The sequence below is a fragment of the Mesocryomonas lacus genome, from assembly GCF_055730135.2.
Genome location: NZ_JBUZWE020000015.1, coordinates 124737 through 151084, shown reverse-complemented (window position 1 = coordinate 151084; position 26348 = coordinate 124737). Strand labels below are relative to the sequence as shown.

27 protein-coding genes are annotated in these 26348 nt (G+C 64.3%); 14 read left to right on the top strand and 13 right to left on the bottom strand.

What is annotated here, in order from left to right; translation table 11 throughout:
- Nucleotides 1–4 precede the first annotated feature (4 nt).
- Genes ACZLZY_RS21335 through ACZLZY_RS21310 form a run of 6 tightly spaced genes read left to right on the top strand, consistent with a single transcriptional unit; the run spans nt 5 to nt 5849 of the window.
- Nucleotides 5–1012, top strand: a complete 1008-nt coding sequence (locus ACZLZY_RS21335) for an ABC transporter ATP-binding protein (protein WP_472936072.1) — start codon at nt 5–7, stop codon at nt 1010–1012.
- Nucleotides 973–1863, top strand: coding sequence for an ATP-binding cassette domain-containing protein (locus ACZLZY_RS21330; protein WP_472936064.1), 891 nt, complete (start codon nt 973–975; stop codon nt 1861–1863). The genes ACZLZY_RS21335 and ACZLZY_RS21330 overlap by 40 nt, the downstream gene beginning before the upstream one ends.
- A 2-nt stretch (nt 1864–1865) precedes the next feature.
- Nucleotides 1866–2603: a glycerophosphodiester phosphodiesterase gene (locus ACZLZY_RS21325; RefSeq protein WP_472936063.1), complete on the top strand. Its 738-nt coding sequence runs from the start codon at nt 1866–1868 to the stop codon at nt 2601–2603.
- Nucleotides 2600–4027: an alkaline phosphatase family protein gene (locus tag ACZLZY_RS21320; protein WP_472936062.1), complete on the top strand. Its 1428-nt coding sequence runs from the start codon at nt 2600–2602 to the stop codon at nt 4025–4027. Before ACZLZY_RS21325 ends, ACZLZY_RS21320 begins: the two co-directional genes overlap by 4 nt.
- Nucleotides 4024–4962: an ABC transporter permease gene (locus tag ACZLZY_RS21315; protein WP_472936061.1), complete on the top strand. Its 939-nt coding sequence runs from the start codon at nt 4024–4026 to the stop codon at nt 4960–4962. Before ACZLZY_RS21320 ends, ACZLZY_RS21315 begins: the two co-directional genes overlap by 4 nt.
- A complete protein-coding gene (locus ACZLZY_RS21310) occupies nt 4959–5849 on the top strand; it encodes an ABC transporter permease (RefSeq protein ID WP_472936060.1) in 891 nt (296 codons plus the stop codon). Before ACZLZY_RS21315 ends, ACZLZY_RS21310 begins: the two co-directional genes overlap by 4 nt.
- 154 nt (nt 5850–6003) lie before the next feature.
- Here ACZLZY_RS21310 and ACZLZY_RS21305 read toward each other — a convergent pair whose 3' ends face one another.
- The 9 genes from ACZLZY_RS21305 to ACZLZY_RS21265 form a co-directional block, all read right to left on the bottom strand.
- Complete coding sequence (locus ACZLZY_RS21305; RefSeq protein ID WP_472936059.1) at nt 6004–6237, bottom strand: hypothetical protein; 234 nt, start codon at nt 6235–6237, stop codon at nt 6004–6006.
- Nucleotides 6238–6387: 150 nt separating this feature from the next.
- Nucleotides 6388–6852: a hypothetical protein gene (locus tag ACZLZY_RS21300; protein ID WP_472936058.1), complete on the bottom strand. Its 465-nt coding sequence runs from the start codon at nt 6850–6852 to the stop codon at nt 6388–6390.
- 56 nt (nt 6853–6908) lie between these two features.
- Entirely contained in the window at nt 6909–7157 is a 249-nt protein-coding gene (locus ACZLZY_RS21295; protein WP_472936057.1) for a hypothetical protein, read from the bottom strand.
- Between the two features lie 54 nt (nt 7158–7211).
- Nucleotides 7212–7541, bottom strand: coding sequence for a hypothetical protein (locus ACZLZY_RS21290; RefSeq protein WP_472936056.1), 330 nt, complete (start codon nt 7539–7541; stop codon nt 7212–7214).
- Nucleotides 7538–8158, bottom strand: coding sequence for a hypothetical protein (locus tag ACZLZY_RS21285; protein WP_472936055.1), 621 nt, complete (start codon nt 8156–8158; stop codon nt 7538–7540). The genes ACZLZY_RS21290 and ACZLZY_RS21285 overlap by 4 nt, the downstream gene beginning before the upstream one ends.
- 550 nt (nt 8159–8708) lie before the next feature.
- The gene (locus ACZLZY_RS21280) at nt 8709–10187 is read right to left on the bottom strand and encodes an AAA family ATPase (RefSeq protein WP_472936054.1); all 1479 of its coding nucleotides are present in this window, start codon (nt 10185–10187) and stop codon (nt 8709–8711) included.
- Nucleotides 10188–10444: 257 nt separating this feature from the next.
- The gene (locus tag ACZLZY_RS21275) at nt 10445–10747 is read right to left on the bottom strand and encodes a hypothetical protein (RefSeq protein WP_472936053.1); all 303 of its coding nucleotides are present in this window, start codon (nt 10745–10747) and stop codon (nt 10445–10447) included.
- A complete protein-coding gene (locus ACZLZY_RS21270) occupies nt 10734–11006 on the bottom strand; it encodes a hypothetical protein (protein ID WP_472936052.1) in 273 nt (90 codons plus the stop codon). Before ACZLZY_RS21270 ends, ACZLZY_RS21275 begins: the two co-directional genes overlap by 14 nt.
- Before the next feature lie 113 nt (nt 11007–11119).
- Nucleotides 11120–11311: a helix-turn-helix domain-containing protein gene (locus tag ACZLZY_RS21265; RefSeq protein ID WP_472936051.1), complete on the bottom strand. Its 192-nt coding sequence runs from the start codon at nt 11309–11311 to the stop codon at nt 11120–11122.
- Between the two features lie 118 nt (nt 11312–11429).
- Between ACZLZY_RS21265 and ACZLZY_RS21260 the strand changes: the two genes are divergently transcribed.
- The 8 genes from ACZLZY_RS21260 to ACZLZY_RS21225 all read left to right on the top strand — a co-directional run bounded on the left by ACZLZY_RS21260 (nt 11430) and on the right by ACZLZY_RS21225 (nt 19832).
- Nucleotides 11430–11867 carry an Arc family DNA-binding protein gene (locus tag ACZLZY_RS21260; protein WP_472936050.1) on the top strand — a complete coding sequence of 146 codons (438 nt, stop codon included), beginning with the start codon at nt 11430–11432 and terminating at the stop codon, nt 11865–11867.
- The gene (locus ACZLZY_RS21255) at nt 11864–13051 is read left to right on the top strand and encodes a tyrosine-type recombinase/integrase (RefSeq protein WP_472936049.1); all 1188 of its coding nucleotides are present in this window, start codon (nt 11864–11866) and stop codon (nt 13049–13051) included. The genes ACZLZY_RS21260 and ACZLZY_RS21255 overlap by 4 nt, the downstream gene beginning before the upstream one ends.
- Before the next feature lie 373 nt (nt 13052–13424).
- Nucleotides 13425–14063 carry an aldehyde dehydrogenase iron-sulfur subunit PaoA gene (gene paoA / locus ACZLZY_RS21250; protein ID WP_472936071.1) on the top strand — a complete coding sequence of 213 codons (639 nt, stop codon included), beginning with the start codon at nt 13425–13427 and terminating at the stop codon, nt 14061–14063.
- On the top strand, nt 14060–15010 hold the full coding sequence (locus tag ACZLZY_RS21245; RefSeq protein WP_472936048.1) for an FAD binding domain-containing protein: 951 nt from the start codon (nt 14060–14062) through the stop codon (nt 15008–15010). The genes paoA and ACZLZY_RS21245 overlap by 4 nt, the downstream gene beginning before the upstream one ends.
- A 3-nt stretch (nt 15011–15013) precedes the next feature.
- Nucleotides 15014–17218 (top strand): aldehyde oxidoreductase molybdenum-binding subunit PaoC, encoded by a 2205-nt coding sequence (gene paoC / locus ACZLZY_RS21240; RefSeq protein WP_472936047.1) that lies wholly within the window; start codon nt 15014–15016, stop codon nt 17216–17218.
- A 446-nt stretch (nt 17219–17664) separates the two neighbouring features.
- Nucleotides 17665–17877 carry a cold-shock protein gene (locus ACZLZY_RS21235; protein WP_472936046.1) on the top strand — a complete coding sequence of 71 codons (213 nt, stop codon included), beginning with the start codon at nt 17665–17667 and terminating at the stop codon, nt 17875–17877.
- 546 nt (nt 17878–18423) lie between these two features.
- On the top strand, nt 18424–18639 hold the full coding sequence (locus tag ACZLZY_RS21230) for a cold-shock protein (RefSeq protein WP_188853002.1): 216 nt from the start codon (nt 18424–18426) through the stop codon (nt 18637–18639).
- 455 nt (nt 18640–19094) lie between these two features.
- Nucleotides 19095–19832, top strand: a complete 738-nt coding sequence (locus tag ACZLZY_RS21225) for a BA14K family protein (protein ID WP_472936045.1) — start codon at nt 19095–19097, stop codon at nt 19830–19832.
- A gap of 101 nt (nt 19833–19933) precedes the next feature.
- On the opposite strand, the gene ACZLZY_RS21220 is transcribed toward ACZLZY_RS21225, so the two are convergent.
- From ACZLZY_RS21220 to pyc, 4 genes are all read right to left on the bottom strand, one after another.
- Nucleotides 19934–21340, bottom strand: coding sequence for a pilus assembly protein TadG-related protein (locus ACZLZY_RS21220; protein WP_472936044.1), 1407 nt, complete (start codon nt 21338–21340; stop codon nt 19934–19936).
- Between the two features lie 9 nt (nt 21341–21349).
- Nucleotides 21350–21946, bottom strand: coding sequence for a TadE/TadG family type IV pilus assembly protein (locus ACZLZY_RS21215; protein WP_472936043.1), 597 nt, complete (start codon nt 21944–21946; stop codon nt 21350–21352).
- Complete coding sequence (locus ACZLZY_RS21210; protein ID WP_472936042.1) at nt 21946–22563, bottom strand: TadE/TadG family type IV pilus assembly protein; 618 nt, start codon at nt 22561–22563, stop codon at nt 21946–21948. Before ACZLZY_RS21210 ends, ACZLZY_RS21215 begins: the two co-directional genes overlap by 1 nt.
- A gap of 299 nt (nt 22564–22862) precedes the next feature.
- The gene (pyc, locus tag ACZLZY_RS21205; protein ID WP_472936041.1) at nt 22863–26324 is read right to left on the bottom strand and encodes a pyruvate carboxylase; all 3462 of its coding nucleotides are present in this window, start codon (nt 26322–26324) and stop codon (nt 22863–22865) included.
- Nucleotides 26325–26348: the final 24 nt, after the last annotated feature.

Below are 26348 nucleotides of genomic sequence, written 5' to 3'. Positions count from 1 at the left end.
TGCGTTGGCGCGGTGGCGCGGTGCCCCTGACGCACCCGCCCCGACGCAGGTCCTCGCGATCCAGCATCTGAGCGTCGGCACCGGCGACGTTGACCTCGTCATCGACGTCTCGCTTGAGGTCGCGCCCGGCCAGACGCTCTGTCTGGTCGGCGAGAGCGGCTGCGGCAAGAGCCTCACCTGCCTTTCGGCGATGGGGCTGCTCGCCGATCCGGTCCGGCGGCAGACCGGCAGCGTGGTTCTGAGGGGCCGCGAACTGACCGGGCTCTCTGAGAAGCAGTTCCGCGAAATCCGCGGCCGCGACATGGCGATGATCTTCCAGGATCCCGTCGCCTCGCTCAACCCGGTGCAGCGCGTCGGACGGCAGGTCGCCGAGGCACTCGTCGTGCACGAAAACATCGGCCTGCGCGCGGCAATGCCGCGGGCGATCGAGCTTCTCGACCGCGTCGGTATCAAGGATCCCGCGGAAAGGGCGAGGGACTACCCGCATCAGCTCTCCGGCGGCATGTGCCAGCGCGTGATGATCGCCATGGCGCTCGCCTGCAAGCCCAGGCTGATCGTCGCCGACGAGGCGACGACGGCGCTCGACGTCACCACCCAGGCGCAGATCCTAAAGCTAATGAAGACGCTGCAGCAGGAGACGGGCACGGCGATGATCTTCGTCACCCACGATCTCAGCGTCGTCGCCGAGATCGCCGACCGCGTGGCGGTGATGTATTCGGGCCGGATCGTCGAGACGGGTCCGGTCGACGACATCTTCGAGAACCCCGCGCATCCCTATACGCGCGGGCTGATGGACTGCCGGCTGCACGCGCTGACGGCGGCGCGCGGACGCCTGGCCGCCATCGCCGGCACGGTGCCGCGGCCGACGGCACGCCCGAGCGGCTGCGCCTTCCGGACCCGCTGCCCCCGGGCGACCGATCTGTGCGAGACCTTGCCGGCGCTGCGCGGCTACGCGGCCGCACAGACAGTGGCATGCCATTATCCCGGACCAAGCCAGGGGCTGGCGCCGTGACCGGCGCGGGAACGGACGCCCCTTCTAAGGCTGTGCTGACCCTGCGCGAGGTCAGCCGTCACTATGGCGGCAAGACGTCATGGTGGCGCAGGGCGGAGCCGGTGCGCGCCGTCGACGGCATCGATATCGCGCTCGGCCCCGGCGAGACGCTCGGCATCGTCGGCGAGAGCGGCAGCGGCAAGTCGACGCTCGGGCGCATCGCCGCCGGCATCGAGGCGCCGAGCGCCGGCCGGGTGAGCTTTCGCGGCGAGCCCTATGCGGCGATCGGTTCGCCCGCATGGCGGCGCCAGCGCCGCCATGTCCAGGTCGTCTTCCAGAACCCCTCGCAGGCTCTCGATCCTCGGCTGTCGATCGCCGCACAGGTGCGCGAGCCGATGGAGGCGCACGGCATGGACGCTGGTGGCAGCACCATCGAGGCCATGCTGGCGCGCGTCGGCCTGGCCGGGCTCGGCGGCCGTTTTCCGCACCAGCTGTCGGGCGGCCAGTTGCAACGCGCGGTGATCGCCCGGGCCCTCTCGCTGTCGCCGGACGTGATCGTCTGCGACGAAGCGGTGAGCGCCCTCGACGTCTCGGTGCAGGCGCAGATCCTGAACCTCTTGCAGGACCTGCAGGCCGAGTTCGGCGTCGCCTTCCTCTTCATCTCCCACGATCTTGGCGTCGTCCGTCATGTCAGTCACCGCATCGCTGTGATGCGCCAGGGGCGGATCGTCGAGACCGGACCTGCCGCCGAGGTCTTTGCCAAGCCCGAGCATACCTACACGCGCGCGCTCATCGCTGCCCTGCCAGCCGCCTCGCCGGCCGCCCGCCGGCAGCGGGATGCCCGCGCTCTTGCCTCCCTCTTGAAAGCCTGACCATGCCCGATACAGTCCTGCCAGCGATCGTCGCCCATCGCGGCTATTCCGCCGCCCACCGCGAAAACTCCCCCGCGGCCTGGCGCGCGGCAGTCGACACCGGCGCCGACGTCGTCGAGGTCGACATCCGCATGACGCGCGACGGCGTCCTCGTCTGCTGCCACGACGCCGACCTGCGCCGCCTCGCCGGCCGCCCGGAGACGATCGCCGACACCAGCGCTACCGAACTCGCCGCGGTCACGGTGGACGGAGAGGCGGCGGCGCCAACTCTAGACGTTCTTTTCGCAACGCTGCCGGCGGACCATTCCATCCTCTTCGACGTCAAGGACGAGCGGCCCGAGGTGCTCGACCGGCTCGTCGCCGCGGCGGCGCATTCGGGGCACGACGGGCTGATCTTCGGGCTGCACACGCTGGCCACGGTTCGCCACGTCCGCGCGCTGACGGCGGCTAAAATCCTAGGTCTTCTCGCATCGCCGGCGGAGGAGGACGCGTTCTTCGCGGCCGGCGGCGACATCCTACGGCTGTGGGAGACGGATGCGGCCCACCTCGGCGGCATCATCGGCCGCGGCCGCTCTGTCTGGGTCACCACCGGTCATCACGGCACGACGCGCGACGTCGGCGAGTTCGACGCCGACGCTCTGCGCCGCATGAGGGCCGACGGCGCCAGCGGCTTTCTGGTCAACGACCCCGTCGCGGCGCGTCAGGCCCTATCCTCATCAATGCCGGAGTCCCCTGCATGACCGCCGGCTCGACGCTTCTTGTCTGCTTTGACGGCCTGCGCCGCGATCGCGCCACGGCTGAGCGCATGCCCCGCCTCGCCCGCTTCATCACCGGCGGCACCGATATGGCCAACGCCCGCAGCGTCTTTCCGAGCGAGACGCGCGTCGCCTCGACGAGCACGGTGACCGGCTGCGCGCCGGGCCTGCACGGCCTTGTCGCCAACCAGTTCATCCACCGGGCGGTGCAGCCGGACGGCCTGTTCAACACGGCCGACCACAAGTCGCTCGCCCGCGCCGATGCGCTCGGCGTCCTCATCGACCGCGAAAGCCTCGGCCAGCGCCTGGCGCGCGCCGGCAAGGAGTTTGCCGTGGTCACCACCGCGACGCCCGGCGCCACCACGATGATCAGCTACGGCGCGGCAAAACTCGGCCAACCGGTATTCTCGGTCTATCCGGGCGTCGGCACGCCGGAGCTGATGGCGACGGCCGCCGACCGTTTCGGCCCGGTGCCGGCCGCCGCGACGCCGAATACCGCCCGCGTCGACTACGCGGCGCGGGTCCTCACCGAGATCGTCCACCCCCAGCATCGGCCAGATCTCTCGATCCTCTGGATGTCCGATCCCGACATCACCTCGCACGGTTTCGGCGTCGATGCCCCGGAGACGATCGCAGCGCAGCGCGGCTGCGACGACGCCTTCGGGCGGATCCTCGACTGGTGGGAGGCGGGCGACGGTCCCGAAAACATCGTCGTCATGTCTGACCACGGCCACATCACCGGCTCGGCGAAGCTCGACCTCGCCGCCGCGCTGCCGGACTATGCCGAATGGCTTTCGCCCGGGAGATTTTCCGGCCTTTATCTGCCCGATCCCACCGCCGGCACGATCGCCGCCGCCGTCGAGCGGCTGGCGCAAGAGCCTTTCTGCGGGCTGATCCTCGTCACCCTGCCGGGCGATCGCGGGGGGACCGTTCCGGGCGCCCTGCCCGCTTCCGCTCTTGGCGGCGGTCATGCCCGCTCGGCGCCGGTCTCCTTCACCCTTCGCGCTTCGCCGGCACCGAGCTACGGCGCGCCGGAAACCTGCCTCTTTACCGGCGGCATTGAGGCCGGCGGCGGTATCCATGGCGGGCTGACGCGCGGCGAGCTCCACACGGTTCTGGCAGGCTCCGGCCCGGCGTTCCGAGCTGGCTTCGTCTCCGAGACGCCGTGCTGGCTGCCGGACATCGCGCCGACGCTGCTGACGATCCTCGGCCTTGCCACGGACGGCACCAGCGGCCGCGTCCTCGCCGAGTCCCTGGCGACGGGCGACGGCACCGCGCCGGAGGTCGACCGACGGACACTGGGCGCCAGCCTCGGCGTTTACGAGCAGGGCGTCGAGCAATGGCTCGTGGAGGGACGGCCAATCACCGATTTCGGCTGGTCGACGGGACAAAGCGGGTCGCCGGCATGACCGCACGCTTCCTTCTCACCAAGCTGTTGCGCGCTGCCCTGACCCTAGTCCTCTCGGTGACCTTCGTCTTCATTGTCCTGCGCATGTCCGGTGATCCGGTGACGCAACTCCTTCCGGACGACGCACCGGCTGCGGTGGTCGCCGCTTACCGCGAGATGCTGGGCCTCGACCGGCCCGTGCCGGAGCAATATGTGCGCTACGTCGCGGGCATCCTGCGCGGCGATTTCGGCGTCTCGTTCCGCGACGACCGGCCGGCGCTGGGCGTCGTCCTCGAACGCGTCCCGCAGACGCTTCAACTCGGTCTCGCCGCACTCGCCCTGACGCTTCTCCTCGGACTCGGCGCCGGCGTCCTCGCGGCGCTGAAGCGCGGGACAAGCACCGACCACGCGACCATGGCCTTCACCATCATCGGCCATTCCATGCCGAACTTCTTTCTCGGCATCCTCCTGATCCTCCTCTTCGCGATGACGTGGCGCGTGCTGCCGAGCTCGGGATTCGGCACGTGGAAGCACATGGTGCTGCCGGCGGTGACGCTCGGCACCAGCTATGCCGCGACGGTCGCGCGCTTCACTCGCTCCTCCCTGCTCGAAGTCCTCCATCAGCCCTACATGCGCACCGCGCGAGCGAAGGGCGTGCCCTTTGGCCGCAGCATCCTCGGCCATGCCTTGCCAAACGCCGGCATTCCCATCGTCACGGTGATTGGCCTCAGGATCGGCGCGCTGATCGGTGGCGCCGTGGTAGTCGAAACGGTGTTCGCCTGGCCCGGCATCGGTCAGCTTCTCGTCAACGCAGTCGCCGCGCGCGATCTCGCCGTGGTGCAGACGGTCGTCCTTCTCATCGCCTTCACCATGGTCGCCGTGAACTTCTTCGTCGACATCACCTATGGCTGGCTCGATCCGCGCATCGGCACCGGCCGCAGCGAGGCCCGGGCATGACTGCCACAACAGAGACCGTCGCTGGCGAGGCGGCAGCGAAGCCGCCGCGCCGGCGGCGCATGCCCCTGGTCATCCTAATCTGCTGCGCCTGGCTCATCCTGGCGCTCGTCCTCGCCGTCGGTGCCGACTGGATCGCGCCCTACGGCTATGCCGAGCAGAGCCTCCTGAAACGCCTGAAGACGCCGGCCTTTCTCGGCGGCGATCCGGCCCATTTGCTCGGGACCGACGGGCTCGGCCGCGACGTTTTCTCGCGGCTGATCTACGCCATGCGCTCCAGCCTTCTCATCGCCTTCTGTGGCACGCTGATCGGCTCCGTCGTCGGCACCTTCCTCGGCTTCCTCGCCGCTCATTTCCGCGGCTGGGTTGAGGAGGCGATCATGCTGGCCGTCGACTTCCAGGCCTCGATGCCCTTCCTCATCATCGCGCTGGCGGTCCTCGCCTTCTTCGGCAACAGCTTCGAGCTGTTTCTCTTCGTCATCGGCTTCTACGGCTGGGAGGTCTATGCGCGGCTGACGCGCGGGCTCGTCCTGCAGGCGAATGCCCAGGGCTATGCCTTTGCGATCCGCACGCTCGGCGTCCACCCATTCCGGATCTATCTCCGGCATGTCCTGCCGAACATCCTTAGCGTCCTCGTCGTGCAGGTGACGCTGAACTTTCCCGAGCTGATCCTGCTCGAAACCTCGCTCTCTTTCCTTGGCCTCGGCGTCCAGCCGCCGCAGACGAGCCTCGGCCTGATGCTCGGCGAGGGCCGAAACTACATCGCCACCGCCTGGTGGATGGCAATCCCTGCTGGAATCGCGATCTTCCTGACGACGCTCGGCGTCAGCCTTCTCGGCGACTACCTTCGTGACCGCCTTGATCCGACACTGCGTACTGCAGAGCAGTAGGGAGAGCCTGTGACTCCCTCCTTAGTAGGGATCAGCACACCGAGACAAAGAGTGAAGAGAACTTTTACATTGATTTAAGGGCTGGGAGCCGAACGGCAGCTTTCCCTTCGCCGCCCCTAGATCGATCAGGCGCTAGGATAGCTTGCGAAGTATCTTATTTCGAAAGGATGGTGTCCGATAGCTCTGAAATCCTGTCCTCGACGCGCTCGATCGCCTTGGCAATCTGCCCGGCGATGTCGGCCAGGTTGGGCGCATGAGTCGCATCGGCCGTGCGGCTCTCGTACACCCGGGCAAACTCAAAGAGCGCGGCGGCTATCAGGCATGCGCCTTGGCCGTCTGCTGCGCCTGTCGCGATGTGCTTCCTGATCGTGCTGTCCAGATCGGCCAATGTCTTGATCCCGTCGGAGAAGGGTGGCGCCTTGGCGGAGTGGGAGACTCCGGTAGGAAGCGCTGTCGCGGCCGTGAACCCCGTCAAACGTTCAGCCGATCCCACATCCCGCGCGCGGACGGACAGAACACACGCGGGAAACTGGATGATTTAAGTCCGGCCGTGAGCCCTGATCCTCGAACCGCCGACGCATGCTCTCAACGATATCGACGCGAAGCTTCTTGACGGCGACAGCAGGGGCTCGGCTCGGACTGGGCTCATCTGGAGCCATCGCCGCCTCACGGCGGCCTGCGCTTCGGCCTGTCGCTGTTTCGCGTTCTCAACGATGTCGACGCGGAGCGGAGGCTTGGCGGCCACCGCCTCACGCTGCACGACTTCCAGCCGCATCTGACCCGCTGCGGCATCGCCGCGCAGCTCATTCATCAGCTCGGTGCTGCGCAGCGATGTTTCCGCCAGGTTCTGGCTCGTGGCGATCTGCTGCTCCTCGAGACGATAGAAGCAATTTCGGGCCGCCTCGCTTAGCCGGCTCGCTGTCCGATGTGTCTTAGCTGCCATCTCGGCTGCGGCTTCAATCGCCTCAAGGCAAGGCCTACGTGCGGTTGGGGCAATAACCATCTGCCGGTCGACTCCTGCGGTGTGATGGCCTGAGGATCTGGCAAAGGCTGGGACATTCAAACCCCGTCTTGAAAGTCCTCGACTAAAATGCGGGTCAAGTGTTTCGCTTGCGGAACCGGGAGATTGCTCGACAGGATGCGCCACCAGGTTGTTGCCGGATCTGCCGACGGCGCCGAGGCGCTGTAGCGCGCGCTCGGCCAGCGGTTTTGCTCATATCGCGATGCGCTGAGCGCCATGAGCCGGGCCGCGGCCGTGGGCGAAAAGGAATTCCATTCCGGCAACAACCGCCACAGGGCGCGGAGCATATCGTCGCGCTTTGCCAGAGCTTCGCCACGTGCTGGTGAGACACCGCCACGGGTTCAGAAGCCTAGCGCTCGGTCGAGGGGAATGCTTGCACCCTCAGCGCGCCAGCGTTGAAGAGCCACACCGATCCTGCGGGCGCCCTCGGTCTCGGCTTTCTCCAGCTCTAGAATCGCCTCGTCCATATCCTCGAATAAGTTTCGCCTTGAACTCCGATCACTCATCGCTTCGAGACGGGCTTCTGGGTTGTTGTGGTCGGGGCGGCGATCGGCAGCAGTAGCAGGCAGGGAGTGCTCAGACGTTACATCGCCGGAAGGGGCAAACGCCTCAGCCATGACGCTTTCGACCAGCCAGTCCCAATGGGTCACTCTGACGGTTTCATCGGTCATTGATCGTCCTCAAAACCCGTATCGAGGACGCTATCGACCAGGCGAGGCAGCGCGTCGGCGGATGCTTGATGCTTCTCGGCGAGAACCACGCGCTGTGCTCGGAACTCGTTACGCAGCAAATGCAGCACGTCGCGCTGCGGGATACCAAATTTGCTCGCCACCGCGCTTGCCATGGCCGAGAACGACCCCTCGAAGGCCACCAAGGCGGTGGCGGCTTGCCTCATCATCTCGGCCCGAACCGCCGCGGTTTCGGTAAATCGACCGGATCGGGCTGCCTCTTCTTCGGCGGCCTTCCGGTTCGCCATCTGACTGCCCTTAAGCTTTTCCCGCTTGAACTGTTCATCGAGGCTGTCGGGCCGGGGCGCCGGCGGCGCGTTCTCAGATTCCTGCGAGGTGAACTCCAGCCTGGTGTTCATCCCGTTGCCGAGCGCCTGGCTCGGGTTTCGACGCTCGCGAATTTGCTTGATCGCTCGGGCGACCACGATGCGAGCATCTCGGCCAGATCCGAAGAGCGCATCCGGTCCGACGATGCCGGAGCGGAGGTATCGAGTGATGACGGCGGGGTCGACGCCGATGTGCCGGGCGAACTCGGACTTGCCCATGGTGCCGTCAGTCATTGTTCACAAATCCACTTCGTTGGGCTGGCGAGAAATTGCCTTTGACGGGCTTTTGACACTCCGCAAAGCGTGTCTGACTAGAGAGGTTTGGGGCGTTTCCGCCCCGCAGGGGGCAGAAGCAGGCCGATACGGTCCCTGAATGGGGGGCTGGATGGGACGCTGGAGTTCAGGCTGTCCCGGCGCGGCACTGCCGAGGCAGAAGGACATCCCCTCGCAGGCCATTGTCTTCCGCCGTGCAGGGCGCCTGACCACAAGGCTCGGAACCCGGTGCACGCCGCCATGCTTCGCTGGTTTAAGGTGGCGGGGGCCTCCAAGGCCCCGCTACCTATTACGTTAGTAATAGGGTTGGGCGCGACGCGCTGGAGGCCCCGCAAATGCTCGGTTGGTACCCGTTGGTAGGCGGTTGGTAGGCCGGTTGGTAATTCTGGTTGGTAAGTGCCGGTTGGAAGCCTGGAAATGCTTGGTTGGCACCAGTTGGAAGGCGGTTGGTAGGCGGTTAGAAGGCCGGTTGGTAATTCCGGTTGGTAGGCGGTTGGTAGGCTGGTCGAAATCACTCTTCGACCTCCTGCTTCATGACGATCTGCGACCGACGCCTAGAGATTGGACCGGTCTCGATGATCTCAATCCGGCCCTTTTCCAAGAGGCTGTTCATCGCCGCATAGAACTCCCGCGCCTTCACTCCTTCAGCCATCGGATGGTCCGCGAAGAGCGCAGGGGCATAGGCGGGGCTTTTGGCAGGAGAGATCGGCCGATTTTGCCCAGTGAACCGGATCACCATTTCCAGAAAGACACGCTCGGCCCGGCTTCTCCGTGCTCCTGCATCGAGATGCCCGAGACGACCAGCGGGACCGTCAACCGAGATGAAACGACCCTCACTCCACTCCAAGGTAATGGACCCGCCGATCGGGCCATAGTTGGCTTTCATGGTCTGCAGGATGCGGCGCTGGGGGTTCAGCTCGGTCTTGTCATCACCGATGTCACGTCGAAGGTAGAGGCGAGAACGAGCGCTGTTCGACCAGGCGGTGTTCCCGCTGGTACCGCTGCCGCTTGCCATGCCTGACAGCGATGGATGGGACAGCACCACGATTGCGCAACCGAACTCGATTGCGACGCCTCGTAGCTTTCCGATGAACTGGCGAGCCGAGGATCGGACGTTCTCGTTACCCGCGAACACGTCAGCCAGATTGTCGAGAATGACGAGGACCGGCCGCTCGGCCCGGATGACATCCTGCAGCTTTGCGAAGAGGCCAGTCCATTTGACGAGCCCAGTTTTCGGATCGTCGTTCGCCAGGACCGCATCCTCGCCCGCGAGCAAGATGATGCGCAGGGTTTCGGCCGCCGTCAGATCGATACCATCGGCCTCGGCGATCTCGCTGAGGCGTATATGGGTTTCGGCCTGATCATCCTCGGCTGAAAAATAGAGGCACGGTCCCGCCCGAACTTTGAGGTTCAGCCAGCGCGTTGAGGTCGAGACGCCCAATGCAAGCTGCATTGCCAGTAAGCTCTTTCCCGTCCCGCCATCGCCAGCGAGAAGGGTCACGTTCTGCATCGGGATCAGCCCGAGCGAGTCGATGAATTCTCGGTGTGGCTTGTCGATACCGGCGAAGCTGGAGGCTGAAACGATATTCAGCCCGACGGGCGTTGCCTCAGCTGGGGCAGCATCCCCATCCAGCGGCGCAAATGGGCGGCCCCAGACGCGGGCCATATAAGCTTCGGTAACATTGAGGCTATGATCGCCGCGCGAGGTAACGCCATCAGGAATCGATAGCACCTCGCCCTCATCAAGGAACGGCGACAGTGAGGCCTCAGGCAGGAAACGCAATAGATCACAAGCCTTCTCGATCTCAAGCATACGATCGCGTTTGGCAATCGCATCCTCTAGAGCGGCCTTTTGCTCTGCCGAAATCGGTCCAAGCTGGCTCAACCATTCTTCGGCTTCGTCGCCTGTTTCGATAAGGATCTGCACGCCCAAATCGCGCTGCCGGCTCTGCGCCTTCGCCCTGGCCAAAATAGTTTGAACCAATGCCAAGCCAGTAGGACGCGTCCTGCCAGTGCGAAGGCCATTGCCGTCATTCGGAGAAACCACGTGCGATCACCGAACCCTTGAGGTGTCTTCGAGGTCTCGCCACCGCGCAAGTCGGCTAGATGCCTTGGCTTCCTGGGCTGCAAGCTCGGCGCGATAAAGCCTCCCAGCAAGATGAGCGAGAAGCTTTGCTAGCGACATGAGCACGATCGCTGTGGAAGTCCGCAGCCATGTGAGAAGGATGCCGTAGGACATGCGGAGCATTAGCGCGCCTCCCTGTCGAAGTAAGTGAGGGCGGCTTGCACCAGCGGCTTATGAATATCGCTGTCGCCGACCTCCATATCCTCGGCACACAAGCGGACTGCCGCGACGGCGCCGTCATAGGTAGTGGCCGGGGGAATATTGTCTCGCATCTCCATCCATAGTGGCCTGACGGTAGCCGCGTACATGCGCTCCAGCTCGTCGTCGTCGTCGCCTTCGGTGGCGTTGTCGTATAGATCGCACTGGTGGCGGTAGCGGGTGATCAGGTCTAGCAGCGGGTCGCCAACGCTTTCATCGGCTCGCATTGTGAAACTCCGGATACAGAGCATCGAGCACGTCGATCGCGGTTTTGATTTCGGTCGCCATGGTCGTCATGGAATCCGCTAGCTGGTGGCGCTGCGGGTCGCCGTCTTGCCATAGCTCCGCGAGGAAGGTCTGCACTTCACAAAGTCTGCTGACCCGAACGATGGGGTTTTCGAGGAGTGCAAATGCCTGCGAGCGGGCACTTAAGCTGTCAGTCATTGCGGATGATGGAGTATCGGTGGTACGCTTACCACTGTTCATAATCGTTCCTTTTGGGGGAATTGTTGGACCATGGCTCGGGAGCGTTGGCGCGCTCGCCGAGCCTTTCGCTTTCTGGCGTAGTGTCTGCAGGAGCCTGGACGCCCAGCTGTTATTCACGCCGCCACCTCAGCGAAGAATCGCTCAAGCGCTTCCCGCCGTGCGACCCAGCGATTTCCAACCTGACGCGCCGGAAGATGGCCCGACGCACACATGTCGTAAGTCTGGCGCTCGCTGCGGCCGATGATTTTCGAAATCGCTTTGATTCCCCAGACCAAATCGAGTGGGCTCTCGGTAAATTCCGTCATTGAGTGTAATCCTTCCATAACCATACCCATTGGGTATGTGATAACCATACCCATCGGGTATGCTTGACGTCAATCAAATTTTATACCCATTGGGTATGATAGTTTGGGAGAGTGCCGAATGGCAGAGACGCGCAGCAAACCGGATCAGTATCAACTTCGATTTCCCTTGTTGATGCGAGACAAACTAAAGAAAGAAGCGGACGAAAATGGACGGTCGCTGAACGCCGAAATAATCACGCGTCTAGAATATTCATTGTCCCCAATGCCGCACTCACAAATTATCCGCGTTCTGATGGACATGAATGAGAAGCTGTTGGCAGGTCGCGCCGAGGAGCTTGTTCTTTTGCCCGGTATTCAATCGGAAATTAGACGCCTTGCAGACGAGCGAGGAGTATCTCCGCAGATGTTCACAAGTAGACTAGTTATCGAGGCGATCGAGCATTTAGATCAGAACACAGACATCGGCCAGGAGCTGGCAGCTCGGGTGCTGGATGGGATAAAAATCGATGAACAATACAAGAGAGAAGAAAAAAACTATCTAGAGGGAAGAGAATGAGTGTTCGCAAACGCTCTTGGATCACTGCCACCGGTGAGGCAAAAACCGCATGGGTGGTCGACTACGCGGACGCGGCCGGAAAACGCCGGCTCAAAACGTTCAAGCTGAAAAAAGAGGCCGACGCCTTCTCCGCGACGGCAAATGTCGAAGTGCGTCAGGGTGTGCACGTCGCCGACAGCGCGAGTGTGACTGTTGCGAAAGCCGGCGAGTTCTGGGTTGGCACCGCGGAAGCCAACCACCTCGAGCGCACGACGGTCGCGAACTACCGATCTCACCTGTCCCTGCACATCGTGCCCCTGATCGGCGGCATGAGGCTCACCGCATTGTCGGTCCCTGCCCTACGCGCATTTGAGGATCAGCTACGGAAAGGTGGCCGCTCTGCGCTGACGGTCCGCAAGGTGATGGTGAGCCTCGGCTCTCTGCTTGCAGATGCACAGGAACGTGGTCTAGTCGGACGCAACGTCGCTCGGGACATGAGCGGCAGGCGGAGGGGATCGGACCGACAGCAGGACCGTCACAAGGGCCGCCTAAAGATTGGCGTCGACATTCCCACCCGTGACGAGATCAAAGCGATTGTGGGAGCTCTGGAGGGCCGCTGGCGGCCGATGCTGCTAACGGCGATCTTTACCGGCCTACGGGCGAGCGAACTGCGCGGGCTTCGATGGAGAGATGTAGACCTCGCCAAGCGCGTTCTCCATGTCCGGCAGAGGGCCGACAGGTTCAATGAGATCGGAAGGCCGAAGTCGATCGCTGGGGAGCGCACAGTGCCGGCGTCACCGATCGTCTGCAACGCTCTTAGGGAGTGGCGCCTAGCGTGTCCGAAGGGTCAGCTCGGCCTCGTTTTCCCTAACGGATCCGGCAACGTCGAGCAGCTGAACAATATCTCTCGCCGCGGTTTGCACCCAACGATGGTCCGAGCTGGCGTGACGGTCGAGGAAAAGGGAGCTGACGGCGAGCCGGTGATCTTGCCGAAGTACAGCGGTATGCATGCTCTGCGCCACTGGTACGCGTCTTGGTGCATCAACGCGACGAAGGACGGAGGCCTCGGCTTGTCGGCAAAGGCAGTGCAGGAGCAGCTCGGCCACAGCACGATTGCTATGACGCTGGACGTCTATTCGCACCTGTTCCCGAAGGGCGATGACGGTGAGGAATTGGCTGCCGCGGAGAACGCGCTACTGTCTTGATGCGACATGACTGCGACATAGAGGCTAAAAGCACAGTCATTTCAAGGACCGGCGCCATATTCCTAATCTGAGGGTCACTGGTTCAAATCCAGTCGGGATCACCAAAAACAGCCGGATCTGAGTGTCGTAGCGGGTGCTTTAGGCCGCCCGTTCCGACGCATGCTGTCACCCACGTGAAACCGCATCCAAACTAATCCTCTGAACTCCACTTCTCCGAAGCGTGACCGGACGCGAGGCAACATGATGGGGTCGCTTCCGTTGAACGTTAGTGCCGACTTTAGAATGGCTCCAGGTTCGTGTTCCCCTCGGGGTGATTGAGCTGCGAGACGTGAGGGGCGGCAAAGCATTTGGATGATCACGGATTGGACGTATGATGCAGAAATCCTGCAGCTTTGAACTGAACCGCCGCGAAGTCATGGCGGGAACGGCGGCGACGGCGGCGGTAAGCGCTTTGCCTGCCGGCGCCCGGGCCGCCGAGACGGCACCGGCGGGCGCGCCGGTGGTGTCCAAGGTTTCCTTTACGGTCAACGGCGAGGCGCACTCGCTCGATCTCGATCTGCGGACGACGCTGCTCGACGCGCTGCGCGAGCACCTGCACCTGACGGGGACGAAGAAGGGCTGCGACCACGGCCAGTGCGGCGCCTGCACGGTGATCGTCGAGGGCCGGCGGATGAATTCCTGCCTGTCGCTGGCCGTCATGCATGAGGGCGAGACGATCACCACGATCGAGGGGCTCGGCCAGCCGGACAATCTGCACCCGATGCAAGCGGCTTTCATCAAGCATGACGGCTACCAGTGCGGCTACTGCACGCCGGGGCAGATCTGCTCGGCGGTCAGCGTCATCGAGGAGGTGAAGGCCGGCATTCCAAGCCATGTCAGCGCCGATCTCAATGCTACCCCGGAAATGACTGCTACCGAAATGCGCGAGCGCATGAGCGGCAATCTCTGCCGCTGCGGCGCCTATTCCAACATCGTCGACGCGATGACCGAGGTTGCGGGAGTGCCGGCATGAGATCCTTCACCTACGAGCGTGCCGCCTCGCCGCAAGCTGCTGCCGCCTCGGCGGCGAAGACACCCGGCGCCAAATTCATCGCCGGGGGCACCAATCTTCTCGACTTGATGAAGCTGCAGATCGAGACGCCGGCGCATCTGGTCGACGTCAACGGCCTGGGGCTGGACACGATCGAAGCGACGACCGAGGGTGGTCTTCGGGTCGGTGCACTTGTGCGCAACACAGATCTTGCCGCCGACGCCCGCGTTCGCCGCGACTATGGTGTCCTGTCTCGCGCTCTGCTGGCGGGCGCCTCCGGCCAGCTGCGCAACCGCGCGACGACGGCGGGCAACCTCCTGCAGCGCACGCGCTGCCCGTATTTCTACGACACCGCTCAGCCTTGCAACAAGCGCCAGCCCGGTTCCGGCTGCTCGGCGCTCGAAGGCTTCTCGCGCCAGCTGGGCGTCGTCGGGGTCAGCGATGCGTGCATCGCCACCAATCCGAGCGACATGAACGTCGCGCTGCGGGTGCTCGATGCCGTGGTCGAGACGGTCAGCCCCGATGGCGCCGAGCGCAAGATCGCGATGGCTGACTTCCACCGCCTGCCCGGCAACACGCCGGAGGTCGAGACCGTCCTCCAGCCTGGCGAACTCATCACGGCGGTGACGCTGCCGGCGCCGATCGGTGGCACGCAGGTCTACCGCAAGGTGCGTGACCGCGCTTCCTACGCCTTCGCCCTCATCTCGGTCGCCGCCGTCGTGCAGCCGGATGGCAGCGGACGCGTCGCCGTGGGCGGCGTCGCGCCGAAACCCTGGCGGGTCGAAGCCGCCGAGGCCGAGATGCCCCGCGGCACCAAGGCCGTCACCGAAAAGCTGCTGGCCGACGCCCGGCCGACCGAGGAGAACGCGTTCAAGCTGTCGCTGGTCGAGCGGACGCTTGGAGCCGTGCTCTCCGATGCGAGGAACTGAGCCATGAAGTTCGACACGCCTGCCACCACCAACCCGATCGACCGCATGAAAGTGGTCGGTCAGCCGATCGACCGGATCGATGGCCGTCACAAGACCACCGGCACCGCGCCCTACGCATTCGAGCGCCATGACGCGATCGACAATCCCGCCTACGGCCACATCCTCGGGGCAACGATTGCCAAGGGGCGGATCACCGCGATGGATACGGCAGCCGCCCGCCGCGCTCCCGGTGTGATCGCCATCGTGACGGCCGAAAATGCCGGCACGCTCGGCAAGGGCAAAATGAACATCGCCAAGCTGCTCGGCGGCCCGGCGGTCGACCACTACCACCAGGCGATCGCCATGGTGGTCGCCGAGACATTCGAGCAAGCGCGCGCAGCCGCGCATCTCATCGACGTCACCTATGCGGAGGAGAAGGGCAGCTTCGACCTCGCAGAGGTGCATAAGGAAGGCGTCAAGCCGGAAGGCGAGGAAAAGGACCCCGACGCCACCGTCGGCGATTTCGACGCGGCTTTCTCCGCCGCCGAGATCAAGTTGGAAGAAACCTACACCACCCCCGACCAGGCGCATGCGATGATCGAGCCGCATGCCTCGATGGCGGTCTGGGACGGCGACGACGTCACCGTCTGGACCTCCAACCAGATGATCGACTGGGCCGTCGGCGACATCGCGCTGACGCTCGGTGTCGACAAGGAAAGAGTGCGGGTGATCTCGCCCTTCATCGGCGGCGGCTTCGGCGGCAAGCTGTTCGTGCGCTCCGATGCGGTGCTCGCCGCGCTCGGCGCCAAGGCTGCCAAGCGCGCCGTCAAGGTCGCGCTGACCCGGCCGATGGTGTTCAACAATACCACGCACCGCCCGGCGACAATCCAGCGCATCCGCATCGGCGCCGGCCGCGACGGCAAGATCACGGCGATCGCGCATGAAGCCTGGTCGGGCAACCTGCCCGATGGCAAGCCGGAAATGGCGGCGGCGCAGACCCGGCTGCTCTATGCCGGCGCGCACCGTCGTATGCGCACGCGCCTGTCGCACCTGGATCTTCCCGAGGGCAATGCAATGCGGGCGCCGGGCGAGGCGCCCGGCTTGATGGCGCTGGAGATCGCGATTGATGAGATGGCCGAGAAGCTCGGCATGGACCCGATCGACTTCCGCGCCCTCAACGACACGCAGGTCGACCCGGAAAACCCGGAGCGCCGGTTCTCGCAGCGCCAGCTCGTCGAGTGCCTGAGGATGGGTGCCGAGCGTTTCGGCTGGTCGAAGCGCAACGCCTTGCCGGGAATGGTCCGCGACGGCAGGTGGCTGGTCGGGCACGGCGTTTCCGCCGGCTTCCGCGACAGCCCGGGCATGACCTCCGGCGCCCGCGTACGGCTCGGACAGGACGGCATCGTGACCGTCGAGACCGACATGACCGACATCGGCACCGGCAGCTACACCATCATCGCCCAGACCGCGGCGGAGATGATGGGCGTCCCGGTCGACCGGGTGGCGGTCAATCTCGGCGATTCGAGCTTTCCGGCGGCAGCTGGTTCCGGCGGACAGTGGGGCGCCAACTCGTCCACCGCCGGCGTCTATGCCGCTTGCGTCAAGCTGCGCGAGGCTGTGACGGCCAAGCTCGGCGTCGCGGCGGCCGATGCGGTGTTCGAAGACGGACGCGTTCGGTCGGGCGGCAAGGACATCGCCTTGACTGACGCCGCGCGCGACGGCGAGATCGTTGCCGAAGACAAGATCGAGTTCGGCGATCTCGGCGAGAAGTTCCAGCAGTCGACCTTTGCTGGCCACTTCGTCGAGCTTGGCGTCGATGTGGCGACAGCCGAGGTGCGGGTCCGCCGGATGCTCGCGGTCTGTGCCGCCGGCCGTATCCTCAACCCCAAGACTGCCCGCAGCCAGGTCATCGGCGCGATGACCATGGGCGTCGGCGGGGCGCTGATGGAGGAGCTTGCCGTCGACACGCGCCGTGGCTTCTTCGTCAACCATGATCTCGCGGGCTACGAAGTGCCGGTGCACGCCGACATCCCGCACCAGGAGGTGATCTTCCTCGACGAGACCGACCCGACGACCTCGCCGATGAAGGCGAAGGGTGTCGGCGAGCTCGGCCTCTGCGGCGTCGGCGCGGCGATCGCCAACGCGATCTACAACGCCACGCGCGTCAGGGTGCGCGACTATCCGGTCACGCTCGACAAACTGATCGACCGCTTGCCGCAGGTCGCTTAGGCCGCACGGAACGTTCGACATGAACAATCGGGCGGTGCTGGGGAAACCTGGCGCCGCCCGAACTGCATCTGGCACGACGGACGGAGCGGACCTGTCCCAGAATGACGCAGCGCACCATAGCCGGCAATCGTCCTTCCCTTGCGAAGCACCGGAGCGACTGCCATATCAAGACGGCTCGGGCATTTGCTGACCCGGAGAACTGGTGAGACGTTTAAGGCCGCGGGTCTCCCCGCGAACATGCTGCAGAATCCTTGGTCAGGCCTATGCTAGCCCTGGGCTTCCAGCGAACTTCACGACTTCGACCCTTTCGCCGACACGACGTAAACTTCCGACATCACCGGCGCCCTCCCCTCGGACGGCGTCACCTCCATCGGAAGCCGTGCGCTGACGCCCGCCTTCCGGACCGATCGGGATTTCGTCGATCGTCAGTGAAAAAGGGTACTGTCATGAGCCAGACCGGCACCGTGAAATTCTTCAACTCCTCCAAGGGCTTCGGCTTCGTCACCCCGGACGGCGGCGCGAAGGACGTGTTCCTGCACGTGACCGCGCTCGAGCGCGCTGGCATGTCCTCGATCGAGGACGGCGCGAAGATCACCTTCGACGTCGAGCCCGATAGCCGCGGCAAGGGCCCGAAGGCCGTCAACGTCCAGCGCGCCTGAAACGGGCAAGCGTATCCGCCGGACAGGTCCGACGGGCGGCAACAAATAGATCAAAGGGCTCGCTGCAAAGCGGGCCCTTCTTGCATCGTGGCGCTGCACTCTGCCGTGTTTACGAAGGATGTCATAGCATGAAAGGCATACTATTCAGGCCATTCCGATAGCCAACCCCCGAGAGCTTCCCGTGCGGCTTTATACCAGGATATTTGGCTGGCAAAACAAGTCCGCGCAATGTCAATATCGGTGACGACCCATCGCGGTGCAACTTAGTAAATTTTGCATACAAACATCTAGCTACAGTTGATAAAGGTGCAGGAAAAGACGGTGAAAAACTTTTACTTGCATTCACGCGCCGTACCTTGCAAAAAAAGGAGGTTGGGGCAACTTCGTGAACACAGTAACTGAACGAATGTCGGGTCGGGGGCTTTAACCTCCGAGTAGGTGGCCGGGACGGGCGCCTGCGATGTATCGCTTCTCTTCCTTGCCGTTCGAGACTTGCCTGCGACAGCTGACGTGGCGCAGCGAACCGCCAAGGAACAGGGATTGGCAATGGCACAGACTGGCACCGTGAAGTTCTTCAATACCGAGAAAGGCTTCGGCTTCATCAAGCCTGACAATGGCGGGGCCGACATCTTTGTCCACATTTCCGCCGTCCAGGCCTCCGGGCTCAATGGCCTTGTCGAGAACCAGAAGGTCTCCTACGAGACTGAGCCGGACAAGCGCGGCAAGGGCCCGAAAGCCGTGAACCTCGAAGCAGCCGACTGAGGCTATCTTCGGCCTGCGCCACAGCGCGCGCAGCACCCCGCCGTGCTTGTGCGTCAACGGCGGAGGGCTGTCGCGAGGCTATGGGGATAGCCCTGCAACCGCACGGGCGCCGCGGCGGTCGGACGACTTCGCTGCCTGCCGTGTCCGAAGGATACGCAGGACGTTCGGGGAAGTATGGGCCGCGCCCTCCGGCGGCCTCGGCCTCGCTGCATCCTTAAGATCGGCGTCCGGGCTGGCGAGATCGACGCCAGGCTGGACGTCTGCCGGGACATGCCGTTCCCGCAACGACGGTTTCCGGTCCCGCGTCAGGGCATTCATCTTCGAAACAGGCCGGCCGTCTGCATTTTCCTGTGTAAGAAGTGCTCTGTGAACCACTATGAAACGATTTCGTCTGGCACGCGGAATGCAGCGCGTCACACATCACCCTTTAACGGGTTTCAATGTGGGACACAGCCATGCGCACCACCTGCCTCGCCCTTGCCGCCCTGACGCTCGCCGGCAACGCCTCGGCCGCGGCCGAAAGGAGCTTTGGCTTCATCGACATCGCCAGCAATGGCAGCATTACGGAATCGCTCTCCTCCGCCCGGTCGGGCCGGGGCGTTGCCGTCTCTGGCTTTAGCCGCGACGACCGGGACAGGGGCATCGATCGGAACCGCTGGGATCGCCGCGAGAATGCCGCGCGCGCCGATCGACGCTTGGAGGCCCGCGGCTCCATCGTTTATGTCGGCCGCGCCATCGATCCGGCCGATCGCCCCTACATCCCCTCGCTCGACGACGTCGCCTATGGCGGGTCCGGCACCTATGAATACGACTACGACCGTTCGTCCGGCTATGGCGGCTATGGCTATGGAGATGGCGGGAGCATCGCTGCGACGCCGCGGTTTCCGTCCGGACCGAAGATCATCGACATCGAGACGGAGCGGCTCGACCGTCGCCCGGTCGGCGGCAAGGGGATCGAGGTGATTTCCAAGGGCGGTCCCAAGATCATCCGCATCGCGCCCGGCTACTCCCGCGCCGGCCAGCGGGAGGCAAGCGCGAATACCAAGCCCCAGACTTCTGCGACCGGCTATCTGCAGCCATGGTCGGAGGCCTGGACGCGCTACTGCATCAACGCCTTCGCCAGCTTTAACCCGGAACTTGGCACCTATCTCGACGCCGCCGGCCGGAGCCGCTTCTGCACCGCCGGCGAGTAGGCCGCGCGCCGGTCTACCGGGTCCGCTGAGGACACTTCAGACAATTTTATGGGTCGATAAAACTACCAGCCGTCAAATACGGCAGCCGTTCGTGCGGTGGCTCAGCGGCTGACTCGCAGGCTGGACAGCGAATCGCCGATCTTGGCGAAAGCGGTCTGCAGGTCGGCATTGGTCGGCGAGTCGAAGAAGAACGCCGACTGGCTCGCGCAGCCTCGCAGCAGCGTTTTAACGTTTTCGCCTGGATTGCCGAGGGCTACCGTATATAGGGTGATACTGGCATTCTTCATGTTCGTGCAGACGGCCTTGAGTTTATCGTCGAGAATGTCATTGGACTTGGCAAATAGATCCAGCTTAGCATTCTCAGTTGCTGTATAATAAACATAATTGCGCCCATCGTAGCGGTACCCGTCTCTGGCGGTTGCCGTGGTATTGATGCGGATGTCAAAGGAGCAGGTGGCTAAAGTGCGTGAGCCTGTGCAGGTGGCTTTGCCGTAAGCGGTATCATCGTTCATGCTGTTTTCGCCGTCGGTCATGATGACAGCAGCCTTACTCATGCCGCTCACCCCGTAGTTCAGCGGCAACGTTGTGCCCATCGTTCCACCCCAGACCCCTCGCCAGTTCGGCGACAAAAGGTTCCAGCCCCACTCCGCCCCGTGAACGATCTGCGTACCGCCCTGCGCTTTCAGGTCTTTGATAGCCGCCACCAGCGTGGCTTTTGTCGAAGTTAGAGGGGTGATCGGCGGGGGGCAGTAGTCCTCACTGAAGTAGGTATTGAACTTCGCAATAGGCGGATCATCCTTGATATCGCGGCCGCTGAAACGTGCTTGTACACAGCCTTCCCAGTTCGTAGTGCTCCCGGTCACCCAGCTGCTTCGGGTCCCGCCGGTGCCGATGTTCACCGCTTGAGAGAAGGGCACGATGCCGACATGGAGTTTGTCGACGGTCGCCTCGCTGCCAAACAGGATATTCAACAGGGTATTGCTCGCCGCCTTCAAGCTAGCAAGCCGGCCATTGCCATTCATATCCATCGACCCCGTGACGTCGAGGATCAGCGCCACCTCCAGCCCCCCCATCGCCCGCGTCACGGTCGTGCTGGCACTGGTGCTCATCAGCTTGATGTTGAAGAGCTGCATGAAGCTGGTGGGGGCCGAGGCGGTGGCGGTCACCGTCAGCGTCTCACGATTGCTGCTGGCGACCGAGGTGATCGATGCGATCTGCGCGCCGATATAGCCGTCGAGAAAGTTCGCCCGCGCGAACTTGCTGACCTGGCCTTGATAGTCCGTGGTGCTCAGCCGCGCGACCGCCGAGAGGCTTGCCGCATCGATCGATGCCTGCAGCTTGGCATGCATCAGCATCAGCCGTGCCCCGTCGACGGCAAAGCCGGCGCTGCCGACGAGGACGAAGAGGGAGACGGCGATCAACGGCAGGACGCTGCCGCGTCGGTCGCGGCGAAGACGGGCCAGCGCCGCTCGGTATCGGCGAAGCGAAGAGAAACGGAGTGCGGCCATGTCGACCTCTCAACAGCCTGAAACGGTGGTCAGGGCGCCGAGCCGCGGCCGGAAGACGGCGGTCTTGTAGACGATCCTGGTATCGATCGGGATCAGGGTGAACATCGGGGTGTAGGTGTAGAAGACTTCCGCCACGATGACGTTGTCGTCGGCATCCAGCACCAGGCTTCCCGGCAGCGTCGCCACGTTCTTCAGCTTGCCGATCCGGCTTGCCTGCGCCGTCGTGCCACCACCGCGGCATTGCCAGGCGACGGTCGGCGCGTCCGTTACCTTGACCTTCACCGCAGAAGTCAGGACGACGTAGCCCTTGGTCCCGAAATCGGCCTTGTCCATCACGGCCGCGGAGGCGCTGAGGATGTCGGCGATATCGGCTGAGGTCACCTTGTCGTAGCGGGCGACGGCATCGGCGACGGTCGATGCCATCTGCGCCGCCTGGTAGTGGACCTTGATGAAGCCGGCGATTTCCGTCGTCCCGAGCAAGAGGACGAGCAGCACCGGGCTGGCAAGGGCGAGTTCGATCGCAGCGACGCCCCGCCGGTCGTTTAACCCGATGGCAAGCCTGCGTACGCGCCGCAACGCGGCCGGGATGGTCGGGCCCCTCCGCATCAGTAGGGCTCGTTCTGGATCACCGCCGTCGCGGTGAGAAGGATCGTGCCGGTGCTCGAGATCATCCGGCCGACCAGCGGGGTGAAGAACGACCAGGGGTAGGTGACGGTGTAGATCACGATCTGGCTGGTGCCGCCGAGGCCATCCTTGCCGCGGTCGAGATCGTATTTCCCGTTGCCGTTGACGTCGGTATAGCTCTCGCCGTCGTCGCGCTTTCCATTGCCGTTGACGTCGGAGAAGGGCTCGGGCTTGCCGATGTCATCGAAGGCGCCATAGGCCTTGCTGGTGACCGTCAGCTTGCTGGGCGTCAGCAGTGCCCCGGCCTCCTGCGTGATCTGCGCGAGCACCATGGCGTCACGGGTGGTGCTGGCGGCGACGTAGCCCGTCCGCCCGAGTCGCGCCGCCGACGACGTGGCATTGCGCAAGAGGATGTCGGCCGTAAAGCAGAGGCCGAGTTCCACCGTCCCGAGCATCAGAATGAAGAGGACCGGCGCAATCAGCGCGAACTCGATCGCCGTCGCCGCTCGCCGATCGCCTGCAGCCCTGCAGACAAGACTGCGCAAGGCGGAACGCCGCACCCTTCCAGTATTCAGATCACTCCGTAAATAGATGGCCATGTGGTGTCCGGCATTGTCCAATAAAGGATAACCCTTGCCACCAATCTATCGAGCGCATGATTGAGACGGTCTTAAGTTTTGGACCATGCTTAGCCGGCCAAAGATTATAGAGAAGGCCGGCCGGCCGCAGGAAACGCTTTCCTATAGCGGTTCTTGCAGTGCTGCGAGCGCGCAATGACCGGAAACCGAATTATGCGGAAACCTGTGTTCCAAGGCGCCCATCCGGTTGAAAAAATGAGGCCCTAGCGCGGGAGACGAAACAAGCGGGGCGGCATGAGTCCTGCCACCCCGCGGCATCGTCAGTCCGGTGTGAAGGCGACCAGGAGATCCTTGGCGTCGACCTGGTCGCCGAGCTTGACGTGGACGGCCTCGATCCGGCCGTCGCGGTCGGCGTGCAGCGCCGTCTCCATCTTCATCGCCTCGATCGACAGCAGCACGTCGCCGGCCTTTACCTGCTGGCCGGGGGAAACGGCGAGCGTCGAAATGACGCCCGGCATCGGCGCACCGACATGGGCGGCATTGCCGGGCTCGGCCTTCGACTTCGCCGCCGCCGTGGCGCCGCGCGTGCGATCGGGCACCTTTACCCGGCGGGGCTGGCCGTTGAGCTCGAAGAAGACGGTACGCAGCCCCTTCTCGTTGGTCTCGCCGAAACCGAGGCAGCGGATCACCAGCGTCTTGCCGCGCTCGAGATCGACCAGCACCTCCTCCTCCTGCGCGATGCCGTAAAAATAGTTCGGCGTCGGAAGGCCCGAGACAGGACCGTAAAGCTCCTGCGTCGCCACGAAGTCGGTGAAGACCTTTGGGTACATGAGATAGGAAGCGAAGGCTTGGTCGCTGAGCGTCGTCTCGAGCTTTGCCTCGATCTCGCCGCGCATGGCCGCGAGGTCGGCATCGGGGATCAGCGAGCCCGGGCGCGCCGTCACCGGCGCCTCGCCCTTCAGGATCTTCTTCTGCAAGGCCTCCGGCCAGCCGCCAGCGGGCTGGCCGAGGTCGCCGCGCATCATCGAGACCACGCTCTCGGGGAAGGCAAGTTCCTTGGCGGGATCCTCGACGTCGGCGACGGTAAGATCCTGGCTCACCATCATCAGCGCCATGTCGCCCACCACCTTCGAGGACGGCGTCACCTTGATGATGTCGCCGAACATCTGGTTGACGTCGGCATAGGTCTGCGCGACCGAGTGCCAGCGCGTCTCAAGGCCGAGCGAGCGCGCTTGCTCCTTGAGGTTGGTGAACTGGCCGCCCGGCATTTCATGCAAGTACACTTCGGAGGCCGGGCCCTTCAGATTGCTCTCGAACGCCGCATACTGGTTGCGCACGGCCTCCCAGTAGAACGAGATGCGGCGGATGGCGTCGGCAGAGAGGCCGGTGTCGCGCTCGCGCCCCGCGAGCGCCTCGACGATGGAGCCGAGGCACGGCTGCGACGTCGCGCCCGACAGCGCGTCCATTGCGGCATCGATGGCGTCGACGCCGGCATCGACGGCGGCGAGCACGGTCGCTGCGGCAATGCCCGAGGTGTCGTGAGTGTGAAAGTGGATGGGGATGCCCACCTCCTCCTTCAGCGCCTTGAACAGGACGCGCGCGCCAGCGGGCTTCAACAGGCCCGCCATGTCCTTGACGCCGAGGATGTGGGCGCCGGCCGCCTCCATCTCCTTGGCGAGACCGACATAGTATTTGAGGTCGTATTTCGGCCGCGCGGAGTTGAGGAGATCGGCGGTGTAGCAGATCGCCCCCTCGCACAGCATGTCCGCCTCTCTGACAGCGTCGATCGAGACGCGCATGTTCTCGATCCAGTTCAGGCAGTCGAACACCCGGAACAGGTCGACGCCGCCCTTCGCCGCTTCCGCAACGAAGGTCTTCACGACGTTGTCGGGGTAGTTGGTGTAGCCGACGCCGTTCGAGCCGCGCAGCAACATCTGCAGAAGGATGTTGGGCGCGCGCTCGCGCACCAGGGCCAGACGTTCCCAGGGATCCTCGGTGAGGAAGCGCATGGCGACGTCGAAAGTCGCGCCACCCCAGCATTCCAGCGACAGGAGCTGCGGCAGGCCGCGGGCGTAGGATTCGGCGATCGCGGCAATGTCGTGCGTGCGCACCCGCGTCGCCAGCAGCGACTGGTGGCCGTCGCGCATGGTTGTGTCGGTGACCAGCACCTGCTTCTGGGCGAGCATCCAGTCGGCAAAGCCCTTCGGCCCGAGGGCGGTGAGCTTCTGCTTGGTGCCCTCGACCAGTTCCTCTCGGAACACCGGCACGCGCGGCAGCGCGTGGTCGGCGCTGGGCTTTGGCCGGCCGCGGGTCTCGGGATGGCCGTTGACGGTAACGTCGGCGAGATAGGTAAGGAGCTTGGTCGCGCGGTCGCGCCGCTTCACCTGGCTGAACAGCTCCGGCGTCGTGTCGATGAAGCGGGTGGTGTAGCTGTTATCGTGGAATTTCTCGTGCGTGATGATCGCCTCGAGGAAGGTGAGATTGGTCGCGACGCCGCGGATGCGGAACTCGCGCAGCGCGCGGTGCATGCGCGCGATCGCCTCTCCCGGCGAGGGCGCCCAGGCCGTCACCTTTTCCAGCAGCGGATCGTAGAAGCGGGTGATCACCGCGCCGGAATAGGCGGTGCCGCCGTCGAGCCGGATGCCGAAGCCAGTCGCGCCGCGATAGGCGGTGATGCGGCCATAGTCCGGAATGAAATTGTGCTCGGGGTCCTCGGTGGTTATGCGGCACTGCAGCGCGTGGCCGTTGAGCTTGATGTCCTCCTGCCGCGGCACGCCCGATTCCGGCGAGCCGATGGCATGGCCGTCGAGGATGTGGATCTGCGCCTTGACGATGTCGATGCCGGTGACGACCTCGGTCACCGTGTGCTCGACCTGGATGCGCGGATTGACCTCGATAAAGTAGAATTTGCCGGTATCGGCATCCATCAGGAACTCGACCGTGCCAGCGCCGACATAGGCCGTCGCCTCGGCGAGCTTGCGGGCATAGCCGGCGAGCTCCCGGCGCTGAGTGTCGTCGAGATAGGGGGCCGGCGCGCGTTCGACGACCTTCTGGTTGCGGCGCTGGATCGAGCAGTCGCGCTCGAACAGGTCGACGACGTTGCCATGGGTGTCGCCGAGGATCTGCACCTCGACATGCCGGGCGCGCTCGACCAGCTTTTCAAGATAGACCTCGTCCTTGCCGAAGGCGGCCTTCGCCTCGCGCTTGCCCTCCATCACCTCGCGCTCGAGGTCCTTCTCCTCGCGCACGGCGCGCATGCCGCGCCCGCCGCCGCCCCAGGACGCCTTCAGCATCACGGGATAGCCGATCTCGCGCGCCATGCGGCGGACCTCGTCCATGTCGTCCGGCAAGGGCTCGGTCGCCGGCACCACGGGCACGCCGACCTCGACGGCGAGGTTGCGTGCGGCCACCTTGTTGCCGAGCCGGCGCATGGTGTCGCCGGTCGGACCGATGAAGACGAGCCCTGCCGCATGGCAGGCGTCGACGAATTCCGGGCTCTCCGACAGGAGGCCGTAGCCGGGATGGATCGCATCGGCGCCGGAGAGTTTCGCGACGCGGATCACCTCCTCGATAGACAGGTAGGATTCGATCGGGCCAAGATCCTTCGCGAGATGCGAGCCGCGGCCGACCTGATAGCTCTCGTCCGCCTTGAAGCGGTGCAGCGCCAGCTTGTCCTCCTCGGCCCAGATCGCCACGGTCCGCAGACCGAGCTCGTTGGCGGCGCGAAACACGCGGATCGCGATTTCGGAGCGGTTGGCGACAAGAATCTTGGCGATGGACAAATCAGGCTCTCCCTCAGCGCGCCG

Bases quoted from the DNA above. Each gene is read 5' to 3' on its own strand.
- ACZLZY_RS21330 (WP_472936064.1), top strand. From the start codon at position 973: ATGCCATTATCCCGGACCAAGCCAGGGGCTGGCGCCGTGACCGGCGCG.
- ACZLZY_RS21325 (WP_472936063.1), top strand. From the start codon at position 1,866: ATGCCCGATACAGTCCTGCCAGCGATCGTCGCCCATCGCGGCTATTCC.
- ACZLZY_RS21320 (WP_472936062.1), top strand. From the start codon at position 2,600: ATGACCGCCGGCTCGACGCTTCTTGTCTGCTTTGACGGCCTGCGCCGC.
- ACZLZY_RS21315 (WP_472936061.1), top strand. From the start codon at position 4,024: ATGACCGCACGCTTCCTTCTCACCAAGCTGTTGCGCGCTGCCCTGACC.
- ACZLZY_RS21310 (WP_472936060.1), top strand. From the start codon at position 4,959: ATGACTGCCACAACAGAGACCGTCGCTGGCGAGGCGGCAGCGAAGCCG.
- ACZLZY_RS21300 (WP_472936058.1), bottom strand. From the start codon at position 6,852: ATGGTTATTGCCCCAACCGCACGTAGGCCTTGCCTTGAGGCGATTGAA.
- ACZLZY_RS21295 (WP_472936057.1), bottom strand. From the start codon at position 7,157: ATGCTCCGCGCCCTGTGGCGGTTGTTGCCGGAATGGAATTCCTTTTCG.
- ACZLZY_RS21290 (WP_472936056.1), bottom strand. From the start codon at position 7,541: ATGACCGATGAAACCGTCAGAGTGACCCATTGGGACTGGCTGGTCGAA.
- ACZLZY_RS21285 (WP_472936055.1), bottom strand. From the start codon at position 8,158: ATGACTGACGGCACCATGGGCAAGTCCGAGTTCGCCCGGCACATCGGC.
- ACZLZY_RS21275 (WP_472936053.1), bottom strand. From the start codon at position 10,747: ATGCGAGCCGATGAAAGCGTTGGCGACCCGCTGCTAGACCTGATCACC.
- ACZLZY_RS21270 (WP_472936052.1), bottom strand. From the start codon at position 11,006: ATGAACAGTGGTAAGCGTACCACCGATACTCCATCATCCGCAATGACT.
- ACZLZY_RS21265 (WP_472936051.1), bottom strand. From the start codon at position 11,311: ATGACGGAATTTACCGAGAGCCCACTCGATTTGGTCTGGGGAATCAAA.
- ACZLZY_RS21260 (WP_472936050.1), top strand. From the start codon at position 11,430: ATGGCAGAGACGCGCAGCAAACCGGATCAGTATCAACTTCGATTTCCC.
- ACZLZY_RS21255 (WP_472936049.1), top strand. From the start codon at position 11,864: ATGAGTGTTCGCAAACGCTCTTGGATCACTGCCACCGGTGAGGCAAAA.
- paoA (WP_472936071.1), top strand. From the start codon at position 13,425: ATGCAGAAATCCTGCAGCTTTGAACTGAACCGCCGCGAAGTCATGGCG.
- ACZLZY_RS21245 (WP_472936048.1), top strand. From the start codon at position 14,060: ATGAGATCCTTCACCTACGAGCGTGCCGCCTCGCCGCAAGCTGCTGCC.
- paoC (WP_472936047.1), top strand. From the start codon at position 15,014: ATGAAGTTCGACACGCCTGCCACCACCAACCCGATCGACCGCATGAAA.
- ACZLZY_RS21235 (WP_472936046.1), top strand. From the start codon at position 17,665: ATGAGCCAGACCGGCACCGTGAAATTCTTCAACTCCTCCAAGGGCTTC.
- ACZLZY_RS21230 (WP_188853002.1), top strand. From the start codon at position 18,424: ATGGCACAGACTGGCACCGTGAAGTTCTTCAATACCGAGAAAGGCTTC.
- ACZLZY_RS21225 (WP_472936045.1), top strand. From the start codon at position 19,095: ATGCGCACCACCTGCCTCGCCCTTGCCGCCCTGACGCTCGCCGGCAAC.
- ACZLZY_RS21220 (WP_472936044.1), bottom strand. From the start codon at position 21,340: ATGGCCGCACTCCGTTTCTCTTCGCTTCGCCGATACCGAGCGGCGCTG.
- ACZLZY_RS21215 (WP_472936043.1), bottom strand. From the start codon at position 21,946: ATGCGGAGGGGCCCGACCATCCCGGCCGCGTTGCGGCGCGTACGCAGG.
- ACZLZY_RS21210 (WP_472936042.1), bottom strand. From the start codon at position 22,563: ATGGCCATCTATTTACGGAGTGATCTGAATACTGGAAGGGTGCGGCGT.